Raw genomic sequence first — 24,596 nt, forward strand, 5'->3', positions numbered from 1 at the left:
CCCCACCGTTGAAGGCAACCCCTAAATGCGCGAACGCCCCCTCGACGACCGATGCCCGTGCGCGACGCGTTGAGCTGGGCCGTGCCCACCGTCCTCCTCGGCGGCGCGGCGTGCGTGAGCTGCACGCTCACCGTCGTGGCCGCGGTGGCCGCGACCGTCGGCATCACGACCGCGCCGCTCCTCCTCGGCCTCCCGCTTGCCGTGGCCCTCCCCGTCGCGGCCGCGAGCGTGGGCGGCTCCGTGCTCGCGTACCGCGCGATGAAGAACGAGGAAGTCGCGTGCGCGGTGAAGCCTGCGCGGCACCCGTACCTGCGCTTCTCAAGACGCAACGCCCTCCTCGGGCTCGCGCTCGCTTTCCTCGCGGTCGCCGGCGTCGCGCTCGCCGCGAAGCTCGCGATCGAGACGTTCACGACGCAGATCTACATGATCCACTGGGACACGACCGTGCCCGCGCTCGTCGCGGCGTTCGCCTGGATCGCGCACGGCGAACTCAACCGCCGCGACGACGCGCGCGCATCGACGGCCCCGCCGCAAGCGTGAAGCCGCCCCGCCGGCCGACCGCGGAACATGGCGCGTGAGCGGACGGGACGCGCGGATCGCATGCTCTGGGCCGCCGCGGGTGGACTCCTCGCGTCGATCGTCATCGGCGTCCCCATGACGATGATGGGCGCGATCGAAGACATGGTCGCGGGGCTCGTGGGAAGCGACAGCCTCGCCGTCGGGTGGGCGATCCACCTCGTCGCCGGCATCGTCTTCGCCGCGCCGTTCGGCTGGCTCGTCGCGCGCGGAAGCCTCCCCGCCATGGTCGGCCTCGGCCTCCTCTACGGCTTCGCGGTCGGCGTCCTCTTCGCGTGGCTCGCCGTCTGGCTCGTTCTCGGCCTCCCCCTCGTCGTCGGCGAGCCGGCGATGGTCACCGACATCGCCCTTCACACCCTCTGGGGCGGCATCGTCGGCGGCGTCGCCTGGCTCGGGTACGCCCGCGCCGCCGGGGGCGAGCGCGAACGGCGGCGCGTCGGAAGGCCGGTGTGACTGGAGCGAATGTCATCGGGACCGGGACCGGGTGTCGGGTCTCGGGACCGGGACCGGGTGTCGGGTCTCGGGACCGGGACCGGGTGTCGGGTCTCGGGACCGGGACCGGGTGCCGGGACCGGGCGTCGGGTCTCGGGACCGGGACCGGGCGTCGGGTCTCGGGACCGGGACCGGGTGCCGGGACCGGGACCGGGCGTCGGGTCTCGGGACCGGGACCGGGTGTCGGGTGCCGGGCGACGGGACCGGGATTCGGGACCGGGCGTCGGGTCCGGGACCGGGTCCGGGACCGGGTCCGGGACCGGTTGGTTGTCGCGTGGCGCGACGTCCGGATGATCGTTATTCCCTCTCGTTTCATTTGAGATGGGTGGGTTTTCCGGTGCGGCGATCGCGCGAGGGGTTCGATCACGAGCGCTTCGATGCGTACACCGTGGCGCTCGCGTTCGCGACGCTCACGCGCGAGATCACGCAGGCGTTGCCGAAAGGGCGACATTCGATCGGCGATCAGCTCGAGGGCGCGGCGGCATCCATCGTCCTCAACCTCGCCGAGGGCGCGGGCGAATTCAGCCGGCGCGAAAAGGCGAGGTTCTACCGCATCGCGCTCCGATCTGCAACGGAGGCCGCCGCCGCGCTCGACGTCGGCCACGCGCTGGGCTACGTCACGCGCGACCACCAGGACAACGGGAAGGAGAAGCTGAACCGCATCGCAGCGATGCTTCAAGCGCTCGTGCATCGAACGCGTGGCGTCGAACCCGCGCTCGACCCCTCCGCCACGACCGACAACCTCGATGGCACTTGACGCGACAGCTCAACGCGCGTCCGGTCCCGGTCCCGGTCCCGAACACGGACCCGGACCCGGACCCGGGCCCGGGCCCGGTCCCGGCGCCCGCCGCCCGGCTCCCGGTCCCGGTTCCCGGCGCCCGGCTCCCGGTCCCGGCGCCCGGTCCCGGTTCCCGGCGCCCGGTTCCCGCCGCCCGGTTCCGGCGCCCGGCTCGCGGTCCCGGCTCCCGGTCCCGGCTCCCGGTCCCGGTTCCCGGCGCCCGGTTCCCGGCGCCTGGTTCCCGGCGCCCGGCTCCCGGCGCCCGGCTCCCGGTCCCGGTTCCCGGCGCCCGGTTCCCGGCGCCCGGGAATCCAAGTCCGTCTCGCCAGGCCCGACGCCTTCTTCACGCGGCCGCGCCTTGCGCCCCGTAGGATGCCCGTCGACGCGCTCCTCGTGGCCCAGGCGTTCGTGGCGTCGATCCTGGGCTTCTTCGCGCCGTGCAGCGTGGGCATGCTCCCGGCGTACGTGGGCTACCTCCTCGGCGAGTCGTCGGGCGGGGGCGCGGCGGCGCCGTCGCGCGCGCACCGGTGGGCGGGCGCGGCGGCGGTGGCGCTCGGCGGGTTGCTCGTCGCGCTGGGCCTTTTCGAGGTGCAGCGCGTGAACCTGGGCGCCGCGGCGCTGACGCTCGCGCCGCTTGCGGCGCTCGCGGGCGGCGGGGCGCTCGCGGTGACGGGATTCGTGGCGCTCGCGTCGACGCGCGCGGTGCGGGGCCTCGCGATCGGGGCGCAGGCGAGCCTGGGCGTCGTCGCGGTGCTCGTCGTCGTGGGGGCGCCCGTCGCGATCCTCGCCTCGGGCCTTCTCACGCTCGGCCGCCTCGCGGCGCTGCTTGCGGTCCTCGGCCTCGTGCTCGCGACGCTCGGCGTCGCGACGCTCCTCGGCCGCGACCCGACCGTCCCGTTCGGCTTCGCGGCGCCGACGCGCGTGCCGCGGCCGCTTCGCGCGTTCGTGTTCGGCGTCGTGTACGGCCTCGTGAGCCTCGGGTGCAATTTCCCGCTCTTCGCGTTCCTCGTCGCCTCCGCGCTCGCGACGGGCGGCGCGGTGGACGCGTTCGCGACGTTCGCGGTGTACGCGTTCGGCGTCGCGACGCTTCTCGTCCCGATCGCGGCCGCGGTCGCGACGGGCCGCGGCGTGGCTGTCGTGCGCGCGGCGTCGCGCCACGTGAAGACCGCGACGGGCGCGCTCCTCGTCGTGGCGGGCCTCTACATGGCGTACTACTACGGCGTCGTGCTCCTCACGGGCGGACCGCCGGCGTGGGCGTTGCGGGTGTTGGGGTGATTCAATTTTTTCCAAAATGTTCATGCTTGACATGATTGTGTCAGCTTGTGCAGTACGGTCGGACGAGACCTGTCATCGCCACGCTCGCCATTCTCTTCGCCGGTTGTGTGGCGCCGCTCGCATCCGATTCTGACTCAGGGCCCTCCGTCGAGGATGGGGCTCCCAATCTTCGCGGGCCGCCTGGGCCAGCCGGTCCCGCGGGGCCACCGGGACCCCCGGGTCCGACCGGCCCTCCCGGCCCGCAGGGGTCCTCGGGTGCCGCCGGCGAGCGCGGGCCACCTGGAGTCGAGGCCGACGCGTCGCAAGATTGGTCTCGCGGACCACTCTTCTACACGAGCATCCGCGATGCATCGACGTTCGTTGTCCATGACTCGGTCCGGGAACGGTCGTACATCTTCCGTCCCGGCGGTGTGAATCCGCCGGGGAGTCCGAGCCAGTATTTTGACATCGCCAACAACGTCTATCGGAATTATCACCCTCCGCCCGCCGACGTCGACATTCCGGGAGCCTTCGGATCGGGGGCGAGCGGCGCGTTCGACGGCAACCGGACGATCTACGTCGTTCTAGGGGGCGGGTCAAAGATGTTCTTGAAATACGACACAGGGACGCCCCATGCGGTCTTGAACGGCCCCGATGACCGGGGTATCGGCTGGACGCGCCTCGCCGACGTGCCCGTCGAGGTAGGCGAGGGAGCCGCGACGTTCATCGCCGATGCGCGCATCTTCGTCGCGCCGGGGCGTGCGACTCGCTACTGGTACGCGTTCAACATCGACACCGGCGAGTGGTCGCGCTTACCGGATTTGCCCTCGAGCGATCCGGAGGCGGGGAAGGTCGGAAACATCGTCGGCCATTTCGGGCTCACGGGCGTCGTCCTAAACGACCGCTACATCCTCCTATCAACGCGTCATCACATCCTGAGATATGACGTCGAGACTGACGGGTGGATCGGCAACGGGTTCGGCAGCGAAACGTACACAACATTACGCTTCACGCTCGGCGAAGGGGCCGCCATGGTCACGGATCCAGCAACATCGACAATCTGGATCCTCCGCGGACTCCGCACGGGCCAGCTGGGCGCGATCACAACGAGCGATGCAACGGGCTCCAACCCGCGATTCTTCTTCGTCGATACGGACGTTCCCGCTCCCGTGAGCGTGGCCGGGCCGCGCATGGTCCTGACGGCGGCGACGGGAACAAAGGAGATCCTCGTTTGGCCCGCGGACGGGACCGGTCGGCTATGGCGGACGCCCGTGTCCGCGTTGGGTCTCGTCCCCACTTAGCGCTCGTCGGCCCCGCCCGCCCTACAACCGCACCGCATACGCGTGGATGACCGCGCTCTCCGCGTCGCCAAGCGCGATGGGGATCTGCTTCCACGTCTCCGCGCGCAGGTCGCCGACGACGAAGAGGCCGGGGATGGGTTCGCCGTCCTCGCCGAGGACCTCGCAGTCCTCGGTCGAGGTCACGTACCCGTCGCGGTCGATCGCGGCGCCGGCCTGCTTCGCGAGATCGTTCGTGACCTTGAACCACCCGAACGAGACCCACGCCTTGTCGAAGTCCTCGCGCGTGCCGTCGTCGAAGACGAGTCGGATGCGGTCCTCCCTCTGGCCTTCGAGATTCGCGATCGTCTTGTCGATCACGGGGATGCCGAGCGCTTCCGTGTCGCGGATGAGGGCTCCGTGCCGCGCGTGGTCGTGGCCGGGTTCGCCCGTGACGCAGGCGATGCACGTCACGAGCACCGTTTCGCTCGCGCCGAAGTGGTCGCGCAGCGACTCCGCGATGCCGGCGGAGCCGCGGCCGAGGCCGAGCACCGCGACGCGCTTCCCGCGGATCGTGTGCCCGTCGCAGAGGAGGCAGTAGTCGGCGAGGCCTTTGTTCGCGTACGGCAGGATGGCCGTGATGTCGTACGTGTTCTCGCCGATGTACGGCTGGCGGTCCACGACGCCCGTTGCGAGGACGACGGCGCGCGCCCGCGCCTCGACCGTCTCGCCGCGGCCGTTGCGGCCGACGACGCGGTGGCCGCCGAGGCGCCACACGCCGCCCGCGCGTTCGAGCGTCGCGATCTCGACGGGCTCCTCGAAGCGCACGAAGCGGCGTCCCGCGACCTTTTCCGCGTGCGCGATCTGCGCGCGGAGGTCGTCCATGACCTTCCGTCCCGAGACGCCTTCGGGGTAGCCGGGGATGTTGTCCATCTTCGGCACGAAGAACGCGCGGCTCGTGCGCCTGCCCTTGTCGAGCACGATCGCGGTGTGGAAGAGGAGCGCGCTCTTCAGCGCGGCCATGAGGCCCGCGGGGCCCGCGCCCACGATCGCGAGGTCGAAGACGCCGTCGGCCGGGAGGTCGTCCATGGGGAGCCGCAAGAGGTCCGTGACGGATCATCCAATCGCCTGCCGGGGGACCGTATTTGCCTTTACGTGGCGACGGGGACGGGAATGTCTTAAGGGTCGCCAGGTACCATGGGCGCTGGGAGGCTCCCCCTTTGAACGCCCGCACCCTGTCCGCCCTCGTCCTCGCCGCGCTCCTTCTCGGCCCCGGCTTTGCGGCGGCCAAGGTCGTCCTCCGCGCCGAATACGTGGTCGAGACCGGCTACGAGACGGGCGAGACGAACCGGATGCTCCTCGACGCGGCGGGGCAGCGCAACTGCCTCGACGCGCCCGCGTCCCTCGAGGCGGCCGCGCGCCCCGGTTGCGCGTTCGGGCCGACGGGTGAGGCGTATCCCGCGGTCGGCATCCGGGTCCTCGACGCGATCCTCTACGGCGCAGGCCTCAGCGATCCCGTGGGCGACGCGCGCGCCATCCTCGCGGACCCCAGGGCGAACGCCTCGGCGGCCGCGAACGACGCGAAACGCGGCATGAACCCCCACCGCGCGTCGGGCGGCGTCGCCCCCGACCTCATCCTGCCGGGCCGCGGGCAGCTCTGGGCGTGGCACGGACGGTGGAACGACCTCGACGGCGACGGCGCGATCGACATCGCGACGATTCCTCTGGGCCCGCGCCCGCGCAACGAGTGGTCGCCCGACCGGCAGGCCCCGATCGTCGCCTATGTCGAGCCCGGAAGCCACCCGTCGTTCACGAACTTCCATCGGCCCGACGAGGTCTCGCCGGACATGTACCTCGTGTGGAACGACGACGAGTTCGCGCACCATTCGGGCGGCGATGCGGGCATCCGCGTGAGCGGCAACATCGAGGCCGCGGTGCCTTATTCGGTCCTCCTGACCGGCTCGCTTTTCGAAGTCGTGACCCTCAGCACCGTGACGGACGCCATCCTCGCGCCGAGCGCGGGCGGGAAACCGTACACCCCGCGCGAAACCTCGCTCGTGGACGTCGATCGTTACGCGGCCGCCGCGCCCGGCCCGGTCGCCGGACTCTACGCAGGCGCGCTCGCCTCGACGCTGCGTCCCTTCACCACGCCCTCTCTCGGCTATTGCCCGAACGCCTGCCGGCCCGGCCCGGTTTCCTTCGCGGACACGCCGCTCGAAGGTCCCGGCAACGCCCTCGTCGGCGCGCCGTTTGCGCCGTACCCCCAGGAATGGCGCCCGGGAAGCCTGTCGACGAACGCGGGTCGGCACGTCGAGTATCTCGCGGGCTACGAGGATTGGATCGATCTCCACCCCCGCTGGTCCCCCTTGGGGGGCGGGACCGCGACGCGCTCCTCTCCGCTTCCGGGCCGGGGCGCGGACGGCGCGATGGCGATGATGCCCGGCGTCTTCTCGGCCGAGGTGCGTCTCGGTCTCTGGCACGACCTCGACGGCGACGGCTTTGTGGGGACCGCGCGCGAAGGCGACCCGTACCACGGCGGGAGCCGCCCCGTGGCGGACGATTACACGAACCCGCGCGGGGAGTTCTTCGGCGCGAACGCCGTCTACAAGGGATCAAGCTCCGCGGCGCTGTCGTTCGCGGTCGACCTCTTCCCCGAGACGACGTGGGGCAACGGCGTCTGGCCGCTCGACATCAATGGGCGACCCTTGAACGTCGTCACGGGCGCGGAGCCGATCCGCATCGCCGTCGCGCGCGACGAGAACGTCCCGGGTTACTACAGCGCGTGGACGACCGTCCTCATGCCGGAGGGGTCGCCCGCCTTCACAGTCTGCACGGACGCGGTCGAGATGCTGCGGTCGATCGGAGCGGGCGAGGAGCGGCTCGTCCTGCGCGACTGCGACCGCGTCGCGGCGTGGGACGTCGACGCGACGCTTGCGCAGACGTCCTGACCCGTCGCGCGGGCCTGGGCGACCCGCCCCTCCCGGATCGGGAACGGGTCGGGGGGTCGCCCGACGGCAGGGGGGAGCGCTTAAGCGATCCCAGGCCGCATGGGCGGGTCGGAGGCTTTCCATGGATGCCCGCCACGGTGCCGTGATCATCCTCGTCATGCTGCTTGCCGTCCCCGGGGCCGAGGCCGCGGCGATGACGCTTCGCGCCGAATACGCCGTCAAGACCGGTCTCGAGACCCGCGAGCGCGACCGGCTCGCGCTCGACGGGATGGGCCAGCGCAACTGCCTCGATCTTCCGGCCTCCGCCGAGGCTCCCGCGCGGGCCGGATGCGAGTTCGTTTCGACGGGCGTGGCCTATCCGCCGACGGGCATCCGCGTCCTCGACGCGGTGCTCTTCGGCGTCGGCGTGAGCGACCCCGTGGGGAGCGCGAAGGCCGTCGCCGCGAACCCGACCGGAAACGTGACGGCGCCCGTGAAGGACGCGAACCGCGGCATGAGCGCTCACCGCGCGACGGACGGCGACGCGCCCGAGGTCATCCTCCCCGGCCGCAGCCAGCTGTGGGCGTGGCATGGGCGATGGAACGACCTCGACGACGACGGCGACGTCGACGTCGCGATCTGGAACGGCGGGACCCGTCCGCGCAACGAGTGGGCGGTGGACGTGAACACGCCGCTCGTCGCGTACGTCGAGCCCGGAAGCCACCCCTCGTTCACGAACTTCCACCGGCCCGACGCGTACGCGCCCGATCTCTACCTCGTCTACGAATCCGACGACCTCGCGCACGCGTCGGGCGGCGACGCGGGCCTCCGCGTGAGCGGCCCCACGAAGGCGGGCATCCCGTATTCCGTGATGGTCACGGGCTCGCTCTTCGAAGCCATCACGGTAGCGACCGTGAGCGATCCCATCTTCGCGCCGAGCCCCGGCGGCAAGCCGTACACGCCGCGCTCCACGTCGCTCGTGGACATCGATCGGTATGCGGTCGGCGCGCCGGGCCCGCTCGTCCAGCTCTACAACGGCGCGCTCGCCTCCGCGCTCGCGCCGTACACGACGCCCTCCCTCGGCTACTGCCCGAACGCGTGCCGACCGGGACCCATGTCCTTCGCGGACACGCCGCTCGAAGGTCCTGCGCACGCCGCCATGGCGGGCCTCTTCGCGCCCTACCCCAAGGAGTGGCTCGAAGGCAGCCTCTCCACGAACGCGGGCCGTCAAGAGGCGTACCGCGCGGGTTACACCGACTGGATCGATCTGCATCCGCGCTGGTCGCCTGTGGGCGGCGGGCTCGCGACGCGCTCCTCGCCGCTCGCGGGCCGCGCCGCGGACGGCGGGCAGGCGATGATGCCGGGCGTCCTCACCGTGGAGATCCGCCTCGGCCTCTGGAGCGACCTCGACGCCGACGGTTTCGTGGGCTCCGCGCGCGCCGGCGACCCGTACCACGGCGGAAGCCGGCCGATCGCGGACGACTACGAGGACACGCGCGGCGAATTCTACGGGACCTTCGCCGTCGCGCCCGGCGGTCGCACGGCGCTCGCCACCATCTCGGTGGATCTCGTCCCCGACACGGTGTGGGGAGACGGGGTCGTCCCGATCAACATGAACGGCGTGCCTGAGATGCCGGTCGAGGGCTCGCAGCCCATCCGCATCGCCGCGGCCCGCGACGAGAGCGCTCCGGGCTACTATTCCGCCTGGTCGGGCGTGCTCATGGTCCACGGATCCCCCGCCTTCACGATCTGCACGAGCGACATCGAGATGCTCCGCGCGCTCGGCGCGAACGAGGAACGCATCCCGCTCAAGGACTGCGACCGGATTGGCGCGTGGGACGGGCGTCCATGAGCGCCCCGCGCGTCGCCCTCGTCGCGCTCGCGCTCCTCGCCTCGCCCGCGCTCGCGCAGGTGAGCGTGCCCGCCGACCTCGACCTCAAGGTGGGTTACGAGCGCGCGGAGCCTGGCCGCATCGAGCTCGACGCCGCGGGACAGATGAACTGCCTCGGCCCGAACGATCCCGCGTCGCGCTGCGCGCCGGCCCCGACGGGACGCGCGCATCCCGCGACCGCGACGCTCGTTCTCGACAACGTGTACCAGAGCGACGGCGCGACGGACCCTGCGGGTTCCGCGGCCGTCGTCCTCGTCTCGCCGTCCGAGAACGCGGACGCGCCGGTCATGGACGTCTCGCGCGGCGCCAATTGGCATCGCGCGACCGGCGGCGAGGTGCCGGACGTCATCGTGCCCGGCCGCGGGTACTTCCTCTCCTGGCACGGGCGATGGAGCGACGCGAACGGCGACGGCGTCGCGCAGGTCCGCTGGCACTCGTCGCGCGGTCCCACGGACCCGCGGCCCTCGAACGAGTGGGTTCCGGACGATACCGGCGGAATCGTGAGCTACATCGAGCCGGGCGCGCATCCCGTCGCAACGAGCCGCGTGCGCCCGGCCGAGGCGACGCCGGACCTCGTCTACCGCTACGTCGTCATCGAGATGGTCCACAAGCCCGCAGGCGACGTCGACGGCCGCGTGCTCTTCGTGGACGGTTCCCTCTTCCGCGCGATGACCGTCGAGACGGTCACGCACGCGCATCTTGCGCCGAGCCCGGACGGCCAAAAGCCCTTCACGGCGTCGACGACGTCGCTCGTGGACGTCGACCGCTACGCGGCCGTCGCTCCCGCGCCCGTCGCGGGCGCGTACCGGGCGACCCTCGGGCCCGCCGCGGACGCGATCGGAAGCCCGAGCGTCGGGCTCTGCCCGAACGCCTGCCGCCCCGGCCCCGTGCCGCTCGGCGCGACGCCCGTCGCGGGTCCCGCCGGCGAGGTCCAGGCCGCGGTCTGGGCCCCGTATCCGCGCGAGTGGGAGGCCGGAAGCGGGTCGACCCGCGCGGGCCTCCACGAGGAGCACGTCGCGGGCTACGAGGCCTGGATCGACCTGCGGCTCTTCTACGCGGCGTGGGGCGGTCTCGCCGCGGGCGAGGCCGGGCCGCTCCCCGGACGCGGCGCCGACGGCTCGCCGAGCATGCTCCCCGGCGTCCTCGCGTGGGAGGTGTGGACGGGCGTGTGGAAGGATCTCGACGGCGACGGCCACATCGGATCCGCGAAACCCGGCGATCCCTACGAGGGCGGCACGCGGCCCATCGCGGACGACTACGCGAATCCCGTGGGCGAGTTCTTCGGCCACTGGCCGACGACTGACGCGGGCCACCTCGTGCAGACGGTGTACGTGGAGGTCCGGCCCACGACGACGTGGGGGGCCGGAGCGTTCATCCTCGCCGACGGCGCCGGCAACCCCACCTGCGAAGGCCCCGGCCTCTCGTCGACGTGCTACACCTCGGGCGCCGTGCTCCTTGCGGGGTCGACCCCCGTGAGGCTGTACGGCATCTTCGAAAGCGAGACGCCGGGTCGCTATCTCGGCCGGGCGACCCTCCTCCTCCCCGAAGGCTCGCCGGGACTCACCGCCTGCAGCCTCGCGGTCTCGCTCGAGCACGGGACGGACGGGAACCGCCGGCGCACCACGCTCGCGGACTGCGACACCCTGGCCCCCCTCGCCGACCGCGAAGAGTAGCGCTTAAGGTGTCCCACGCGGACTCGCGGCCGGGAGGCTCCCTCGTGCACCGTGCGGTCCCGCTCCTCGTCCTCGCGCTCCTTGCGCTTTCACCCAGCCTGCCGATCGCGGCGGCGCAGGAGATCAGCGTCGTCGGCATCTCCTCCTTCTACACCCATCCCGTCCATCTCGAGGTGGACGAGCGCAACGCTCGCCAGCTCGACGCGGAGGGCCAGCGCAACTGCGCCGCCGCGGCCGAGGCCGGCGGAGGTCCCGGATGTCCGTCCGTCGTGCGGAGCAAGCGACCCTTCTCGGGCGTGCGCCTTCTCGACGCGAGCGCGATGCAGGAAGGCTCGCGCGATCCCGTGGGCGACGCCGGGACGACCGCGAACGAGCCCGGCAACTTGTTCGCCGTACCGGCGGGATTCATGCGCGGCGCCAACCCGCGGGCGGCCTCGGGCGGCGAGGCCGAGGAGATCATCCTCCCCGGCCGCTACACGCTCCGCGCATGGTACGGCGTCTGGAACGACACCAACGGCGACCGGGGCATCCGGATCGCCTTCGACGTCAACGGCCAGGCGACCCCGACGAACGAGTGGATTCCCGAGCGCGAGGCGACGCTCGTCGCGTACATCGAGCCAGGGTCGCGCCCCGGCCTCATGTCCTCGTCGCGCGGTCATGCGGACGCGCCGGACGTCACGCTCCTGCACGACTACTCGAACCATGCGCACGCCCAGGCGGGCGAAGGCTACGTCGGCATCGGCCTGAGCCCCGTCGTCTTCCTCGACGGGTCGCTCCTCCAGAGCGTGCGGACGACCACCGTCGCCGAAGCCATCCTCCAACCCGACGGCGAGCGCCCCTACACGCTCACGGACGCGTCGCTCGTCGACATCGACGTCGCGGCCGCCGCCGCGCCCGGCCCCGTCGCGGATATCTTCGGGGCGACGCTCGCGACGCCCGTGAACGCGATCGGGAGCCCCTCCGTGGGTTCGTGTCCAGGCGAGTGCCGCATCGGGCCCTCCTTCGCGACGGGCACCGCGCTCGAGGGCCCCGTCGGCGCCCTCGCGGCCGGCCAGTACGTGCCGCCGGCGCGCGAATGGCTGCCGGGAAGCGGCGCCTCGAACGCGGGTCGGCGCGCGGAGTACAATGCGAGCTACACGCCCTGGGCGGACCTCGCGGCCGCGTGGGCCCCATGGAGCGGGTCCGCGTCGCGCTTCGCGGGTCCCGTGCCGGGCCGCGCCGCGGACGGGCGCGCCTCCGCGATGCCCGGGGTCCTGGTGTTCCACGCGTGGGTCGGTCTCTGGAAGGACCTCGACGGCGACGGCTTCGTCGGCGCTCCGGGCGAGGACCCCTACGCGGGCGGCACGCGCCCGACGCCGGACGCCTACGCGGACCCGCGGGGCGAATTCCACGGCATCTACCCGACCTCGCCCGAAAGTCCTGCGCGCGCGTGGAACGTCGCGCTCACGCTCACGCCGGACTCCGATTGGTCGGGTGTCGTGGTGCTCGACAACTTCTACGGCTCGGTGAAGTGCGGGAACGAGATGCTCCTCGACGGCATCTTCTCGTGCCTCAAGCCCGGGCTCTGGGGCGTGCACGGCAGCGCTCCGCTGCAATTCTCCCTGCACCTGGTCGCGGCCGAGCCGGGCCGCCTCGTCTCTTCGAGCGCGCTCCTCCTGCCCACCGGCTCGCCGGGCTTCACCGCCTGCATGGCGCCCGCCTACCTCCGCCACGGCGTGAACGAGGCGGAGTGGGTCCACGACTGCGACGTCGTCGCGCGATGGGAGGGTCACCCGTGACCCGACGCGTCGTCGCCCTCGTCGCGCTTCTCGCGATGACGCCCGTCGCGACGGCCATCATCGACGAGTTCGTCGCGACGTCCCCGATCGAGGCGCCGTACCGCGTCCGCCTCTCGTTCGAGGCGCGCGAGCCGCAGCGCGCCGCGCTCGCCCTCCTCGGCCAGCGCAATTGCGTGGAGGAGGCGGCCGCCGGCGGCTCCGAGGCATGCCCCTCGCGCCCGACCGGCGAGCTGTACCCGACCGTGGGCGTCCGCATCCTCGACGCCGTCTACCATGGCGAAGGCCCGTCGGACCCCTCGAGCGGCGCCGAGAAGGCCTCCCGCGACGGCACCAATGCCACGGGCTACGTCCTCGCGGACGTCTTCCGCGGCTCGAACACGCACCGCGGCACGGACGGCGAGGCGCCCGAGGTCATCCTCCCGGGCCGCGCCGTCCTGCGCGCCTGGCACGGGTACTGGAGCGATCTCGACGACGACGGCGACGCCGACGTGGATTGGAACGCCTGGAAGCCGAGACCCGGCAACGAGTTCGTCGGCGTGCGCGGCGAGGTCGCCTCGTACATCGACCCGGGAAGCCGCCCCACGCTCACGAGCACGTGGCGGCCCGGCGACGACGCGCCCGACGTGTTCTACCGCTTCGACATCTATTCGCAGGCCTACCAGGTGGTCGGCGAGTCCGCGCACAACGCGCACCTCGCGCCCATCGTGTTCATCGACGGATCGCTCCTGCAGACGATCGTCATCGTCACGGTCACGGACCCCGTGTTCGCGCCCGACGGCCTCGGTCGCCCGTACACGCCGGGCGCGACGTCGCTTGCGGACGTCGATCGTTACCCCGCGGCCGCTCCCGGATCCGTCAGCGCGCTCTACGCGGCGACGCTCGCGAAGCCCGTGAACGACCTCGGCTCGCCGAGCCTCGGACTCTGCCCCGGCGGATGCGCCGTGGGTCCGTTCGCGCCGCCCGAGCCGCTCGCGGGGCCCGCCGGCGCCGCGTGGAGCCTGGGCTACGCCCGCACCCTCCCCGAATGGGACGAGGCGAGCAATTCGACGGCGGCCGGCCGGCGCGCGGATTACGTCGCGCGTCCCACGCCGTGGGTCGACCTCCGCCTCCTCACGTCGCCCGGTCCCGGTCCCGCTTCGCTCGCGGCCGGGCCTCTCGTCGGCCGCGACGCGACGGGCGCCCCGGCCCCCGCGCCGGGCTTCGTGGCGCTCGAGGTGTGGTACGGCCTGTGGCACGATCTCGACGGCGACGGCTTCATCGGCGACGCGGGGGAGGACCCTTACGCGGCGGGCGCGCGACCCTCGCCCGACGACTACGCGCAGGCCGCGGGCGAGTTCATCGGCCGCTTCCCGACCGCCACGGCGTCGACCACGGCGGAAGTGTTCGCCGTCAAGATGGTGGCGCGGCCGCTTGCGACCTGGGGCGCCGGCGTCGGGCTTTTCGACCGGGAAGGGCTCCCCATCTGTCCGGGCCGGACGCAGCGGACGAACGTCGCCGACTGCCGCGCGAACGGCGCCCTCCACACGGGCGACAAGCCCTTGAACCTCACGGCCCTCTCGAGCATGACCGACCGCGGACGCTACCGCGGGGGACATACGCTCTTCTTCCCCGCCGGATCGCCCGGCTTCGAGGTGTGCGTCGCGGCCGTCTACCTGCGGCACGGACCGATCGAGGATCCGCGCGTGGATCGCGTCGCCGACTGTGACGTCTTCGGACGCTGGGGGGAGGCCCTGTGAAACGCGGCGCGCTCGTCCTCGCGGCGCTGGTTCTCGTCGGGGCCGCGGCGCCCGCGGGCGCAAGCCTCCTCGACCTGCTGCGCGTGAAGCCGTGGACCGGCCCCTACACGCTCGACATGACGGGCGAGGTGAGGGAGCCGAACCGTCTCGACCTCGACGCGGCGGGTCAGCGCAACTGTGTCGCCTCGGCCCGCGAGGGCGGGACGCCGGCGTGTCCCCCGACGGCGACGAACGCGAAGCTTCCGGTCGCGGGCGTGCTCATGCTGGACGCGACGTACTTCGCTCCCGGTCCCACCGAGCCCAAGTCCGCGGTCGAGTCGTTCGTCGAACAGCCGACGACGCAGTCGGGCATGCTCATCGCGGAGCCGACGCGGGGTACGAATCCGCACCGCGCGACGGGCGGCCTCGCGCCGGACGTCGTCTGGCCCGGCATCGGCCATTTCCGCGCGTGGTACGGTCGATGGAACGACACGGACGGGGACGGTCGCGTGCGCGTCTCCGGGGCCGCGCAGTCGAATCCGCCGCCCGACAACGAGTGGGTCGGCGTCGCGGACGCGCCCCTCGTGGCGTTCATCGAGCCGGGTTCGCGCCCCGCGGTCACGAGCACCTCGCGCCCCGCGCCCTACGAGCCCGACATCGTGTTCGCGTATGACTTCATGAGCGCGTCCTACGCGCCCGCAGCGGACGGGTTCGCGCAGTTCGACGCTTCCCCCGTCATCTTCCCCGACGGGTCGCTCCTGCGATCCCTCCGCAGCGTCGTCGTCTCGAACCCGGTCTTCGCGCCCAGCGAGGACGGCGCGCTGCCCATGAAGCCCCATCCGGCTTCCTTCGTGGACATCGACGTGTACCCGGCGGCCGCGCCCGCCCCCGTGGCCCTCCTCTACGGCAGCACGCTCGCGCCCCTCGTCGACGCCTTCGGAAGTCCGAGCCTCGGCCTCTGCCCCGCGGCGTGCCGTCCCGGTCCCGAGGCCGCCGCCGGAACTCCGCTCGAGCCGCTTGCGGGCCCGGCCGCGGCCTCGCTCTACGCGGCGTACGAGATCGAGCACGCGCCGGGATCCGGCGCTTCGCGCGCGGGCCGCCACGCCGAGCATCTCGACGCCTGGGCGCCCTGGCTCGACCTCCGCATCCTGCAGGCGGCGGGCTCGGGGCCCTTCGCGGCCCTCGCCGGGCCCCTCTCGGGGCGTACGGCGGACGGGCGGATGACCGCGCTTCCCGGGACGCATCTGGTCATCGAGGCGTGGACCGGCGCGTGGCGGGACCTCGACGGGAACGGTCGGGTCGGACGCGCGGGGGATCCGTACGCAAGCGGCGCGCGGCCCTTCGGCGACGACTATCTCGCCTCGGGCGGGGAGTTCGTCCCCTTCCGACCCGTCTCCTCGCCTTCGAGCACCGAGACCTTGCGAAGCTTCCCGGTCCGGATCGCGCCGGACGGGGATTGGGAAGGCGGCGTCCTCCTCCTCGACGAGCTGGGCATGCCCATCTGCGGCGGCGTCGGCTCCATGCCGGGCGCGAACTGCGCGAACGGCGTCCTCGCGACGGGCGGGACCGTGATCACGATTCCCCTTTCGCACCGGCCCACGGAGGAAGGTCGCCACGTTGCGCGCTACACGCTCTTCCTCCCGGCCGGGTCGCCGGGACTCGAGGCGTGCGCGGGCCCCGTGCACGTCCGCTACGGCGCGGGCATCTCGGCCTTCGCCGAGGACGTCTCGGACTGCGACCGCCTCGCCCGGGTCGACGCGGTCTGACGGGTCCGACCGGTGGGGGAAGCGCTTAAGTGCCGCCCGACCCACTGCGGAGCCGGAGGCCTCCAGATGCTTCGCCGTGTCACCATCCTTGCTGTCCTCGCCGTCCTCGTCGCCGCGCCGTTCGCGGGCGCGGCCCAGAACCCCGAGATCCGCTCGGATTACAACGTTTACACGGACCGCGAGATCGCCGAAGGCTTCAGCACGGCGCCCCTCGGGCAAGCGAATTGCGTCGCGGAAGCCGCCCGCGGCGGCGACGCGACGTGCCCGCTCGAGAGCGTCGGAGGCGTCGGAGCGCCGAGCGTGGGCGTCCGGATGCTCGACGCGGTGTACTTCTCCGAGGGTCCGGGCGACCCCGTGGGCGACGTCGGCGCCGTGCGCCGGGACGTCGAGTCCGTGCAGAGCGGCGGCGGCACAGGGCAGAGCAACAACCACTACGTCCTCGTCGCGGACGCCCAGCGCGGCATGAACCTCCACCGCATGACCGGCGGCGCCGTGCCCGAGGTCATCCTGCCGGGGCGCGGCTCCTTCAGCGCCTGGTATGGTTACTGGTCGGATGCGAACGGGGACCAGATCATCCAGGTCCACTGGGCGGGGCAGCACTCCGCCGCGAAGCCCAAGATCTCGAACGAATGGAAGTCTATCCCGTCGGCCCGCATCCCGGTCTGGGTCGAGCCCGGCTCGCACCCGATGCCGACCCACATGTACCGGCCCGATGCCTTCACGCCGGACTTCTACCTGAAGTATGTCTCCTCCGAGATCGCCTACCGGTCGGAAGGCGAGAATCAGTACGTCACGCACGTCATCTTCACCGACGGCTCGCTCTTCCAGGACGCCACGGTGACCACCGTGACGAATCCGTTCCTCGCGCCGAACGGCCAGCGTCCCTACACGACCACGTCGGAGTCGCTCGTGGACGTGGACCGCTATTCGGCGGTCGCGTCGGGGCCGGTCGCCTCGCTCTACAGGGTGCTCGTGTCCCCGTGGACGAACGAGCTCGGAAGCCCGAGCGTCGGCTACTGCCCGAACGGGTGTCGCGTCGGGCCGTTCCAGGGCGACACGGAGGCGCATGGCCCCCTGCGCATGGTCACGTCCCAGCATTACGTCGGCTACCCGCAGGAGTCCCGCCCCGGAAGCCTTTCGAGCAACGCGGGACGCGATTTCACGAACGGCTACATGCCGTGGGTCGACCTCCTTCCGCTCTGGTCCCCCGTCGGCGGTCACGCCGCGACGCTTTCGGGTCCGATGCCGGGCCGCAACCCCGACGGATCGCAGACGATGCTCCCCGGCGTCCTCTCGTTCGAGCTGTTCGCCGGCGTCTGGTTCGACATCAACGAGGACGGATTCATCGGGGCGGTCCGGACCCGCGAGGACCCCTACGAGAGCGGTACGCGGCCCATCGCGGACGACTACTACAACGCCCGCGGCGAATTCTTCGGCAGCTACCTCATGCAATCCGCGACGAACGCCCTGCGGCGGAACGAGATCAAGGTCCGCCTCACGCCCCTCACCGACTGGGGAAGCGGCGTCATTCCGCTCGATGGATACGGGAATCCGTGTCTGACGCTCACGTCCCAGATTCCGACCGGGCTCCAGAAGTGCGCGACGAACGGCATGGTGGTGACGGGCACGACCCCGATCGAAGTGGCGCTCGACCTCGACAACGGCGTCGTGGGCCGCTACGGCCTCTCGGGCATGATGCTGAAACCGACCTCGGTGTTCATGCCCGCCGGCTCGCCCGGCTTCGCCGTGTGCACGCCCGACCTGCACCTGCGCTACGAGGCGGGAGGCACGGCCACGGTGGAGACCCTCAACGACTGCGACGTCATCGCGGCGCGCGTCGACTGAGGGAATCGGCCAGAAGCCTCAAGCGGCGCCCGGCGCGAGCGGACGCCATGCGCGAGATGACGCACGAGGAGGTCCGCGCCTTCATCACCGGGAACCGATTCGGCTACCTCGGCCTCGCGGACGACGGACGCGCCTACGTCATTCCGCTCTTCTACGCGTACGACGGGCGCACGTTCTGGTTCCACGCGAACCCGGGCCTCAAGGACGAGTACATCGCCCGCACGCGCGAGGCGTGCCTCACCGTCGTCCGCGCATGGAGCGAGGACGAATGGGAGAGCGTGATCGCGAGCGGCCCGATCAGGCCTGTCGACTTCCAGGAGGAGGCGGCGCGCGCGATGGACGCGCTCATGGCGGTCCCGATGCCGCCCGCCTACGGCGTCACGGAGCACGGCGAGCCGCGCCGCGCGGGCGAGCCCGGCTTCCGCTTCCTCAAGCTCGAGCCCGAGGTCATCACGGGACGCTCGAGCGCGCGTCCCCGGAACGCCGACGCGGACCGCATCGCGACGCGCGGGATGTGACCGCAAAGCCGCGCGCCCGCGATGAGCACCACCGAAGGCCCCGAACCCTACCTTCCCTTCTCCTCCTTCTTCCGCGCCTCGCGCCGGTTGCGCGCTTCCTCGTAGAGGCGCTTCTCCTCCTCGGTCGCGGGGACGACGCGCGGGACGGGGACGGGCCGGTGGCGCTCGTTCAGCGCGACCATCGTGAGCCACGCGGTGCCCGTGTGCACGACCTCGGCCGTGTCCATGTCCTCCGCGGTGATGTGGACCACGACGTCCATGCTCGTGCGGCCCGTGTGCGCGAGGATCGCGTCGAGCGTGAGCACGTTGCCCACGAAGACGGCCTCGTGGAAGTCCATGCGCTCCATGCGCGCCGTGACGACGTTGCGCCGGCAGTGGCGGTGCGCGACGATGCCCGCCACCTCGTCGACGTACTTCATGATCGCGCCGCCGTGCACGTTCCCGCTCGGGTTCGCGTCGGTCGGCATCATGAGGCGAACCATGCGCGTCCGCGTCTCGCCCATCGGGCGCTCGCCGGTCATGCTTCCCGCAAGCGGGCTCATGCTCCTGAATCCTTCGGAGTCTATACTGTCGCGACAGTCCGAGCGGCGGGGCCAAGGCCGCGGAAGGCGACCTCGGGCCAGGAGCCCGGGCGCGAATCCTGCCCCCGACCCAGCCTCCCATCCCGGGTTCCTCATTTTTCCCGCGCGACGACCGCGAGGGGCCGCGCCCGCGGCGCGCTCCGGCGCCCGGCGCGGCGCTCGAGCGCGGCCGCGGCGACGACGAGCGTCATCCCGAAGGCCATGAGCGTGAGGCCGCTCCACACGAACGTCATGAGCGGGAGGACACGCACCTCGAAGGCCGCCGCCGTCACGCGGTCGCTCGAGAAACGCTCGAACGCGCCGGGCCGCGGCTCGACCCACCCGTCGTCCGCGGTGCGGAAGCGCGCGGGGTGCACGTAGACGTCCTCGAGGAGCGTCCGCTCGACGTGCAGGCGCGCGACGTATTGGCCGATGGGCGGAAGGTGGCTCCACTCGAGCGCGACGGGGAGCGTCGCGACGCGCGCGCCGTCGCGGGCGGCGTCGAGCTCGACGGCCACGCGCTCGGTGAAGCCGACGCCTTCACGGCTCTCGACGCCGGCGAACGTGAACGTCCAGGCGCCGACGGCCACCGTCTCGCCGGGCGCGACCTCCGCGAACGCGCCCGTCGCGGCGCCGTACGTGGAGACGGCGTAGCCGAGAAGGCCGAACACGAGCGCGAGGTGCGCGAGATGCATGCCCGCGTGGCGCAGGTTCGGCAGCGCCTCCGCGAACGTCCGGGTCCCGCTCGCCGAGCGCGCGAGGAGGACGGCCGCGACGGCGGCGAGCGGGAGCGCGGGTCCGGCGAGCGCGAGCCACGGCGCGAGGCGCGCGACGCGCGGGGCGGCGCCCGCGAGCGCGAGCGCGCTTGCGACGAAGGCGGCCGCCGCGAGGCCGAAGCCGAGGAGGAAGGCGCCGAGACCGCCGAGCGCGGTCGGCGGGTTCGACCAGAAGGCCATGTTCAAGATGGCGGCCGCGAGCGCGAGCGCGCCGCCGATGTCGCGCCGCCGCGACCCGCCGGGCGCGCGCGCCGCGACGAGCATGCGGAGGAACGCGGCGACGGCGCCCGCGGCGAGGACGGGAAGCGCGAGCGCGACGACGGCGCGGTCGGGAAACGAGGCGAAGCCCGCAAGGCCGAGCAAGAGGCCGCCCGCCGCGAGCGCGAGCGCGCCGCGTCGCCCGAGGGTGCGCGAGGCGAGCGCGACGGTGAGGACCATCACGAGCGGGATCGCGACGAACGGCGCGCGCTCGTCGAACGGCGAGCGGTCGATCGCGTTCACGACCTGGAAGTTCACGATGAACGCGACCGCCGCGGCGAGGCCGAGGAGCGCGGCCGCGGCCGCGAGGAGCGCGCGTTGCGAGAGGATGTCCGGCATCGGCGCATCGCCGTCGCGCGCGAGATGCAGCGCGATCACGGGCCCCGCGAGGATCGCGAGCGCGAGGAGCCCGACGCCCTCCGCGGGACCGAGGAGCGGGAGCGCCGCCCCGGCTTCGAAAAGCGCGCCGAGCGCGAGGCGGGGATCGACGGCGGCGACGCCCGCCGCGAGGCCGAGCGCCCCCGCGACCGCGCGCGCCGGCAGCGCGAGCGGGCCTCCGCGGGAGGCCGCGAGGACGAGCGCGGCCGCGGTCACGAGCGCGGCCGCCGCGAGAAGCGCGGCGAAGAGCGCCGTGGGCTCGCTCGTCCCGACGAGCGCGAGCGTCCGCGCGAGCGGGTCGGGGTCGAAGCGGGTCGAGGGGTCCGTGAACGCGTGCACGGAGACCCAGAGGCCCGAACGCGTCGCGAACGAGGCGAAGAGGGTGAGCCAGAAGGCCCCCGCAAGGAGCGTCGGCGCGGCGAGCGCGAGGTCGCCGAAGCGCTCGCGCGGTTTCGCGGCGTGGAGGAAGGCGGTGAGCGCGAGCCACGGCATCAGGTTCGCCGTTTCGACGGGGTCCCACGCCCAGAAGCCCCCGAAGGAAAGCGCGTAGTACGCCCAGAGCCCGCCGAGGCCGAGGCCGACCGTCGCGACGAGCCAAGCGGGACGCGCCCACGCGAAAGCGCGGGAGATCCAGGCGCCGTCTCCCGTGAGGAGGCCCGAAACGGCCGCCCCCGCGGCGACGAGGACGAGCGCGTACCCGACGAACTGGAGCGGCGGGTGGATGATCATGAGCGGCGTCACGAGGCTCTCGGGCATGCCGCGTCCCTCGGGCACGGCGGCGGCGAGCATCGGATCCGTGGGCGCGAAGAGGCCGTGCGCCGCGAGGGCAAGCGCGAAGGCCGCGGTGACGCCGACGACGAGCGCGCGCCAGGCATGGCGGAAAGCCGGCGACCCGCGCGGCGTTCGTGCCTCGACGAGGAGCGCGGCCGCCGCCGGGAGGGCCCAGAGGAGGAGCGTGCCCTCGCCGCCGGCCCAGAGGCCCGCGAGGCGGTAGTGCGGCGGGAAGCCGACCCACGTGTGGTCCCAGACGTACGCGATCGAGAGGTCCGCGACGACGAAGGACGCGACGAGGGTTGCGAGGGCGAGCCCGAGGAAGGCGACGTGCGCGGCGAGCGCGCGGTCCGCGAGCCTCGCAAGCCCCAAGCGCCCGAGGGCCACGCCGGTCGAGGTGGCGACGGCGACGGCGCCCGCGAGCGCGGCGAGCGCGAGGACGGCGTCCCCGGGCGCGATCACGCGGCGCGCCTCCCGAACGCGACGAGCGCGGCCGCGAGGGCGCCGCCGAGCGCGAGCCCGGCCGCAAGACGCGCGGCATCCACCGTCCCGACGTAGCCGCGGGGCGCGGCGTCCGCCGAGGCCGCGGAAAGCCCGTGTTCCCCTTCGAGCCGGAGAAGGGCGAGATCCACCGTCCCGCACCCGTCGCACGCGGCGGGGCCGATGCGCTCCACGAGCACCGCGCGCGCGGACTGGCGCGTCGTGCGGTCGTCGTCGAGAGCGTGCGCGGCCGACTGGAGGACGACGCCATCGGGCCCGAGGGCCACCACGACGACGGCGAGCGAAGCGGCGTCCCGCGGCGACACGGCGAAGCGGAACGTCGTCGCCGGATGGGCGTGCGCGGCGGGCGCGGCCGCGCGCGTCGCGAAGGTCCCTCTGTCCACGAGGCGCGCCTCGAGGGTGGCGTTCGCGCCCGAGGCGACGACGCGCACCTCCACGGCTTCGGCTCCGAGAAGGGAGGAGACGTCGAGCGAAACGCCGGGGGGGCGCTCGAGCGCGCGGCGCAGCGCCGCCGCGTAGGCCTCCGCGACCGCGTCCACGCCCGCGCCGGGGACGCCCGCGACGGTTTCCGCGCGGTCGAAGACAACCCCGAGTTCCCCGGCGCCCGTTGCGACGAAGGCCGCGCGGGGCGCGGCGTTCCCGGCGAGCCCCGCGCCCGCAAGCGCGAGGAGGACCGCGAGGGTCGCGAGGCGTCGCATCGTCCGCGCTAGGCGACGCCGCTCTTTAAACGGTTTGCGTGGTGCCGCGAAATCCCCGCCGACACGGAGGGCGCGGCGCTATGAGGCGACCGGCGCCTCGCGGCGCATGCGTCGTCTCCCCGCGCGCCCGCTCGCTTTCGCCTTCGCCCTCGCGCTCCTTGCGCCCTTCGTCGCCGCGGGGACCGAGGACACGTTCGATCCGAAGGGGACGAGCCCGATCGTCGAGGGCGGAGGGCCCGGGGCGGGGTGGGTCGCCCTCGAGGTCTCGATGGCGGCGCATCGCACGCACGTCGAGGTCGTATCGTACAACATCGCGAGCCCGGGGCACGCGGCCATCGCGGCCTACGCGCCGAACGGGCGCCTCGCGGGCATGGCGCAGGTCATCAACAACGATGGCCGCTCGGAACTCGTCGTGGACGGCGCGATCCTTGGCGACCCGCTTGTCGAGACGAGCCTCCCGTCGATCGCGAATGGGTGGGGGGCCGCCGTCCGCTTCGAATACAACAGCGTTCCCGGCCAGGAAACAGGACAGACGGCGCGGCTCGTGCTCCTCGCTTCCGGCGGGGCGCGATGGGCCTGGGCTGTGCGGAGCGCGGGCCCGGCGGACGTTGCATCCGTCGAAGGCGACGCCATCCGGGCGTACGGGACAAGCGATTTCCGTGGAGCCGCCGACGTCATCGCGGCTGCGCGGCCCGCGGGCGCGCACGTGGCCGCGGCCTCGACGCTCGAAGTCCGGGGCCATCACACGATCGTCGGCACGTTCCATGCCGGGATCCTCGCGGCCTCGCACGCCATGCGGCTCGACGTCGACGGGACCTCGACATCGTGCCACTGTAGTTTCGGGTCGGCACGCTCCGCCGGCGGGTTTGCCCCGGGGGCGACGCACGTTTTCCACCTCACGGGCGGAGGCGCGGGGATGGGGAACATGCACCAGGTGTTCGTCGCCGCCGCCGACGTCCCGATCCCCTGGGGCTCCGGCTAAAAGCTTGTATGCCCCTCTGGGCCCTTGTTCGTAGATTCAGCCTCATGTCTATATATGAAATCGTGAGGTATAGACTCTCGTGGAGTCCCGCAAGGTCCAGAAGGTTGGCGCCTCGACGCTGAGCGTATCGCTCCCGAAGGAGTGGGCGGAGGCGAACGGGCTGCGCAAGGGCGACATCGTGCTCTTCGAGCCCTTGAAGGACGGAACGCTCCGCGTCATGCCGAGCCGCGTGGGCGAAGCCGAGCGCGGACCCGCGCAGATCGAATATGTCGTGAACGCGGACCTCTGCGACGAGGTCGGGATGCTCGGCCGCGTGGTCGTGGGCAACTACGTGATTGGCCGCAACCACCTGCGCATCAAGTCGAAGTCGCGCATCCGCAGCGAGCACATCCAGGAGGTCCGGAGCGCGGTGAGCAAGCTCATGGGCCTCGGCATCATGATGGAGACGCCCGACGAGATCGAGCTCCAGTGCTCGATCGACGCGGCGCGCTTCCCGATGGAGACCGTCATCAAGCGGCTCTACACCATCGGGGCGACGATGCAGCGCGAGGCGATCGAGGCCCTCGAGAAGAAGGACAAGAGCCTCGCCGAGGACGCGGTGGGCCGCGAGGACGAGGCGGACATGATCTACTGGCTCGCGTTGAGGCTCCTCCTCAGCGCGCAGGCCGACCCGTCGCTCGCCGAGAAGATCGGGATCCATGATTCGCTCCCCATCGTGGGCAACCGTCTCATCGCGAAGAATCTCGAGCACGTCGCGGACTACGCGGACAACATCGCGCGGAACGCGGTCAAGATCCTCGACTCGGGCCGGGCGCTCGACCCCGCCGTCGTCCGACGTCTTCGAAAAACGAGCGACACGAGCGCGCAGATCGTGGCGGACGCGCTCGCCTCCATCTTCGTGCACGACATGCACCTCGCGAACAAGGCCATCGAGGCGAAGGCCCGCGTCGAGGCGAGCGAGGAGGATCTCCTGAGGGAGATCGTGGACGCCTCCGACGATCCCGCCCAGGTCGCAAGCCTCCGCGCGATCCTCTGGAGCCTGCGCCGCATCGCCGAATACGGCTCGGAGATCGCCGTCATCGGCATCAACCGGTACCTCGAGCGGAGCTCCGCCCTCTGCCGCCCCGTGGACGAGAAGGAGCCGCGGTCGCGGCGGGGATGACCCGGGGCGACGTGTGCTAG

The 24,596-nt window shown here is 72.4% G+C and carries 19 protein-coding genes; 15 read left to right on the forward strand and 4 right to left on the reverse strand.

Annotated elements, in window-relative coordinates:
• The first annotated feature begins 51 nt into the window (after positions 1 to 51).
• The 5 genes from VM889_03475 (at position 52) to VM889_03495 (ending at position 4,401) form a co-directional block, all read left to right on the forward strand.
• On the forward strand, positions 52 to 540 hold the full coding sequence (locus VM889_03475) for a hypothetical protein (GenBank protein HVL47595.1): 489 nt from the start codon (positions 52 to 54) through the stop codon (positions 538 to 540).
• 27 nt (positions 541 to 567) lie between these two features.
• On the forward strand, positions 568 to 1,029 hold the full coding sequence (locus VM889_03480) for a hypothetical protein (GenBank protein ID HVL47596.1): 462 nt from the start codon (positions 568 to 570) through the stop codon (positions 1,027 to 1,029).
• 376 nt (positions 1,030 to 1,405) lie between these two features.
• Complete coding sequence (locus VM889_03485) at positions 1,406 to 1,825, forward strand: four helix bundle protein (protein ID HVL47597.1); 420 nt, start codon at positions 1,406 to 1,408, stop codon at positions 1,823 to 1,825.
• A gap of 393 nt (positions 1,826 to 2,218) precedes the next feature.
• Positions 2,219 to 3,121: a cytochrome c biogenesis protein CcdA gene (locus tag VM889_03490; protein ID HVL47598.1), complete on the forward strand. Its 903-nt coding sequence runs from the start codon at positions 2,219 to 2,221 to the stop codon at positions 3,119 to 3,121.
• Positions 3,122 to 3,168: 47 nt separating this feature from the next.
• Positions 3,169 to 4,401, forward strand: coding sequence for a hypothetical protein (locus VM889_03495; GenBank protein ID HVL47599.1), 1,233 nt, complete (start codon positions 3,169 to 3,171; stop codon positions 4,399 to 4,401).
• 21 nt (positions 4,402 to 4,422) lie between these two features.
• Here VM889_03495 and VM889_03500 read toward each other — a convergent pair whose 3' ends face one another.
• Positions 4,423 to 5,466 carry an NAD(P)/FAD-dependent oxidoreductase gene (locus tag VM889_03500; GenBank protein HVL47600.1) on the reverse strand — a complete coding sequence of 348 codons (1,044 nt, stop codon included), beginning with the start codon at positions 5,464 to 5,466 and terminating at the stop codon, positions 4,423 to 4,425.
• 131 nt (positions 5,467 to 5,597) lie between these two features.
• On the opposite strand from VM889_03500, the gene VM889_03505 reads away from it, so the two are divergent.
• The 8 genes from VM889_03505 to VM889_03540 all read left to right on the forward strand — a co-directional run bounded on the left by VM889_03505 (position 5,598) and on the right by VM889_03540 (position 18,490).
• Positions 5,598 to 7,325 (forward strand): hypothetical protein, encoded by a 1,728-nt coding sequence (locus VM889_03505; protein ID HVL47601.1) that lies wholly within the window; start codon positions 5,598 to 5,600, stop codon positions 7,323 to 7,325.
• Between the two features lie 121 nt (positions 7,326 to 7,446).
• Positions 7,447 to 9,156: a hypothetical protein gene (locus VM889_03510; protein HVL47602.1), complete on the forward strand. Its 1,710-nt coding sequence runs from the start codon at positions 7,447 to 7,449 to the stop codon at positions 9,154 to 9,156.
• Entirely contained in the window at positions 9,153 to 10,868 is a 1,716-nt protein-coding gene (locus VM889_03515; GenBank protein HVL47603.1) for a hypothetical protein, read from the forward strand. Before VM889_03510 ends, VM889_03515 begins: the two co-directional genes overlap by 4 nt.
• Before the next feature lie 44 nt (positions 10,869 to 10,912).
• Positions 10,913 to 12,646, forward strand: a complete 1,734-nt coding sequence (locus VM889_03520; protein ID HVL47604.1) for a hypothetical protein — start codon at positions 10,913 to 10,915, stop codon at positions 12,644 to 12,646.
• On the forward strand, positions 12,643 to 14,382 hold the full coding sequence (locus VM889_03525) for a hypothetical protein (protein HVL47605.1): 1,740 nt from the start codon (positions 12,643 to 12,645) through the stop codon (positions 14,380 to 14,382). The genes VM889_03520 and VM889_03525 overlap by 4 nt, the downstream gene beginning before the upstream one ends.
• A complete protein-coding gene (locus tag VM889_03530; protein HVL47606.1) occupies positions 14,379 to 16,127 on the forward strand; it encodes a hypothetical protein in 1,749 nt (582 codons plus the stop codon). The genes VM889_03525 and VM889_03530 overlap by 4 nt, the downstream gene beginning before the upstream one ends.
• Positions 16,128 to 16,193: 66 nt before the next feature.
• Complete coding sequence (locus tag VM889_03535) at positions 16,194 to 17,972, forward strand: hypothetical protein (protein ID HVL47607.1); 1,779 nt, start codon at positions 16,194 to 16,196, stop codon at positions 17,970 to 17,972.
• Between the two features lie 47 nt (positions 17,973 to 18,019).
• Positions 18,020 to 18,490: a pyridoxamine 5'-phosphate oxidase family protein gene (locus tag VM889_03540; protein HVL47608.1), complete on the forward strand. Its 471-nt coding sequence runs from the start codon at positions 18,020 to 18,022 to the stop codon at positions 18,488 to 18,490.
• Positions 18,491 to 18,537: 47 nt separating this feature from the next.
• Here the strand turns inward: VM889_03540 and VM889_03545 are convergent, their stop codons facing one another.
• The 3 genes from VM889_03545 to VM889_03555 form a co-directional block, all read right to left on the reverse strand.
• Complete coding sequence (locus VM889_03545; protein HVL47609.1) at positions 18,538 to 19,011, reverse strand: acyl-CoA thioesterase; 474 nt, start codon at positions 19,009 to 19,011, stop codon at positions 18,538 to 18,540.
• A 152-nt stretch (positions 19,012 to 19,163) separates the two neighbouring features.
• The gene (gene ccsA / locus VM889_03550) at positions 19,164 to 21,695 is read right to left on the reverse strand and encodes a cytochrome c biogenesis protein CcsA (GenBank protein ID HVL47610.1); all 2,532 of its coding nucleotides are present in this window, start codon (positions 21,693 to 21,695) and stop codon (positions 19,164 to 19,166) included.
• Positions 21,692 to 22,432 (reverse strand): hypothetical protein, encoded by a 741-nt coding sequence (locus VM889_03555; protein HVL47611.1) that lies wholly within the window; start codon positions 22,430 to 22,432, stop codon positions 21,692 to 21,694. Before VM889_03555 ends, ccsA begins: the two co-directional genes overlap by 4 nt.
• A gap of 106 nt (positions 22,433 to 22,538) precedes the next feature.
• On the opposite strand from VM889_03555, the gene VM889_03560 reads away from it, so the two are divergent.
• Positions 22,539 to 23,414, forward strand: coding sequence for a hypothetical protein (locus VM889_03560; protein ID HVL47612.1), 876 nt, complete (start codon positions 22,539 to 22,541; stop codon positions 23,412 to 23,414).
• Between the two features lie 79 nt (positions 23,415 to 23,493).
• Positions 23,494 to 24,576, forward strand: coding sequence for a phosphate uptake regulator PhoU (locus tag VM889_03565; GenBank protein HVL47613.1), 1,083 nt, complete (start codon positions 23,494 to 23,496; stop codon positions 24,574 to 24,576).
• Positions 24,577 to 24,596: the final 20 nt, after the last annotated feature.

Source organism: Candidatus Thermoplasmatota archaeon (assembly GCA_035540375.1).
Classification (GTDB): Archaea; Thermoplasmatota; SW-10-69-26; order JACQPN01; family JAJPHT01; genus DATLGO01.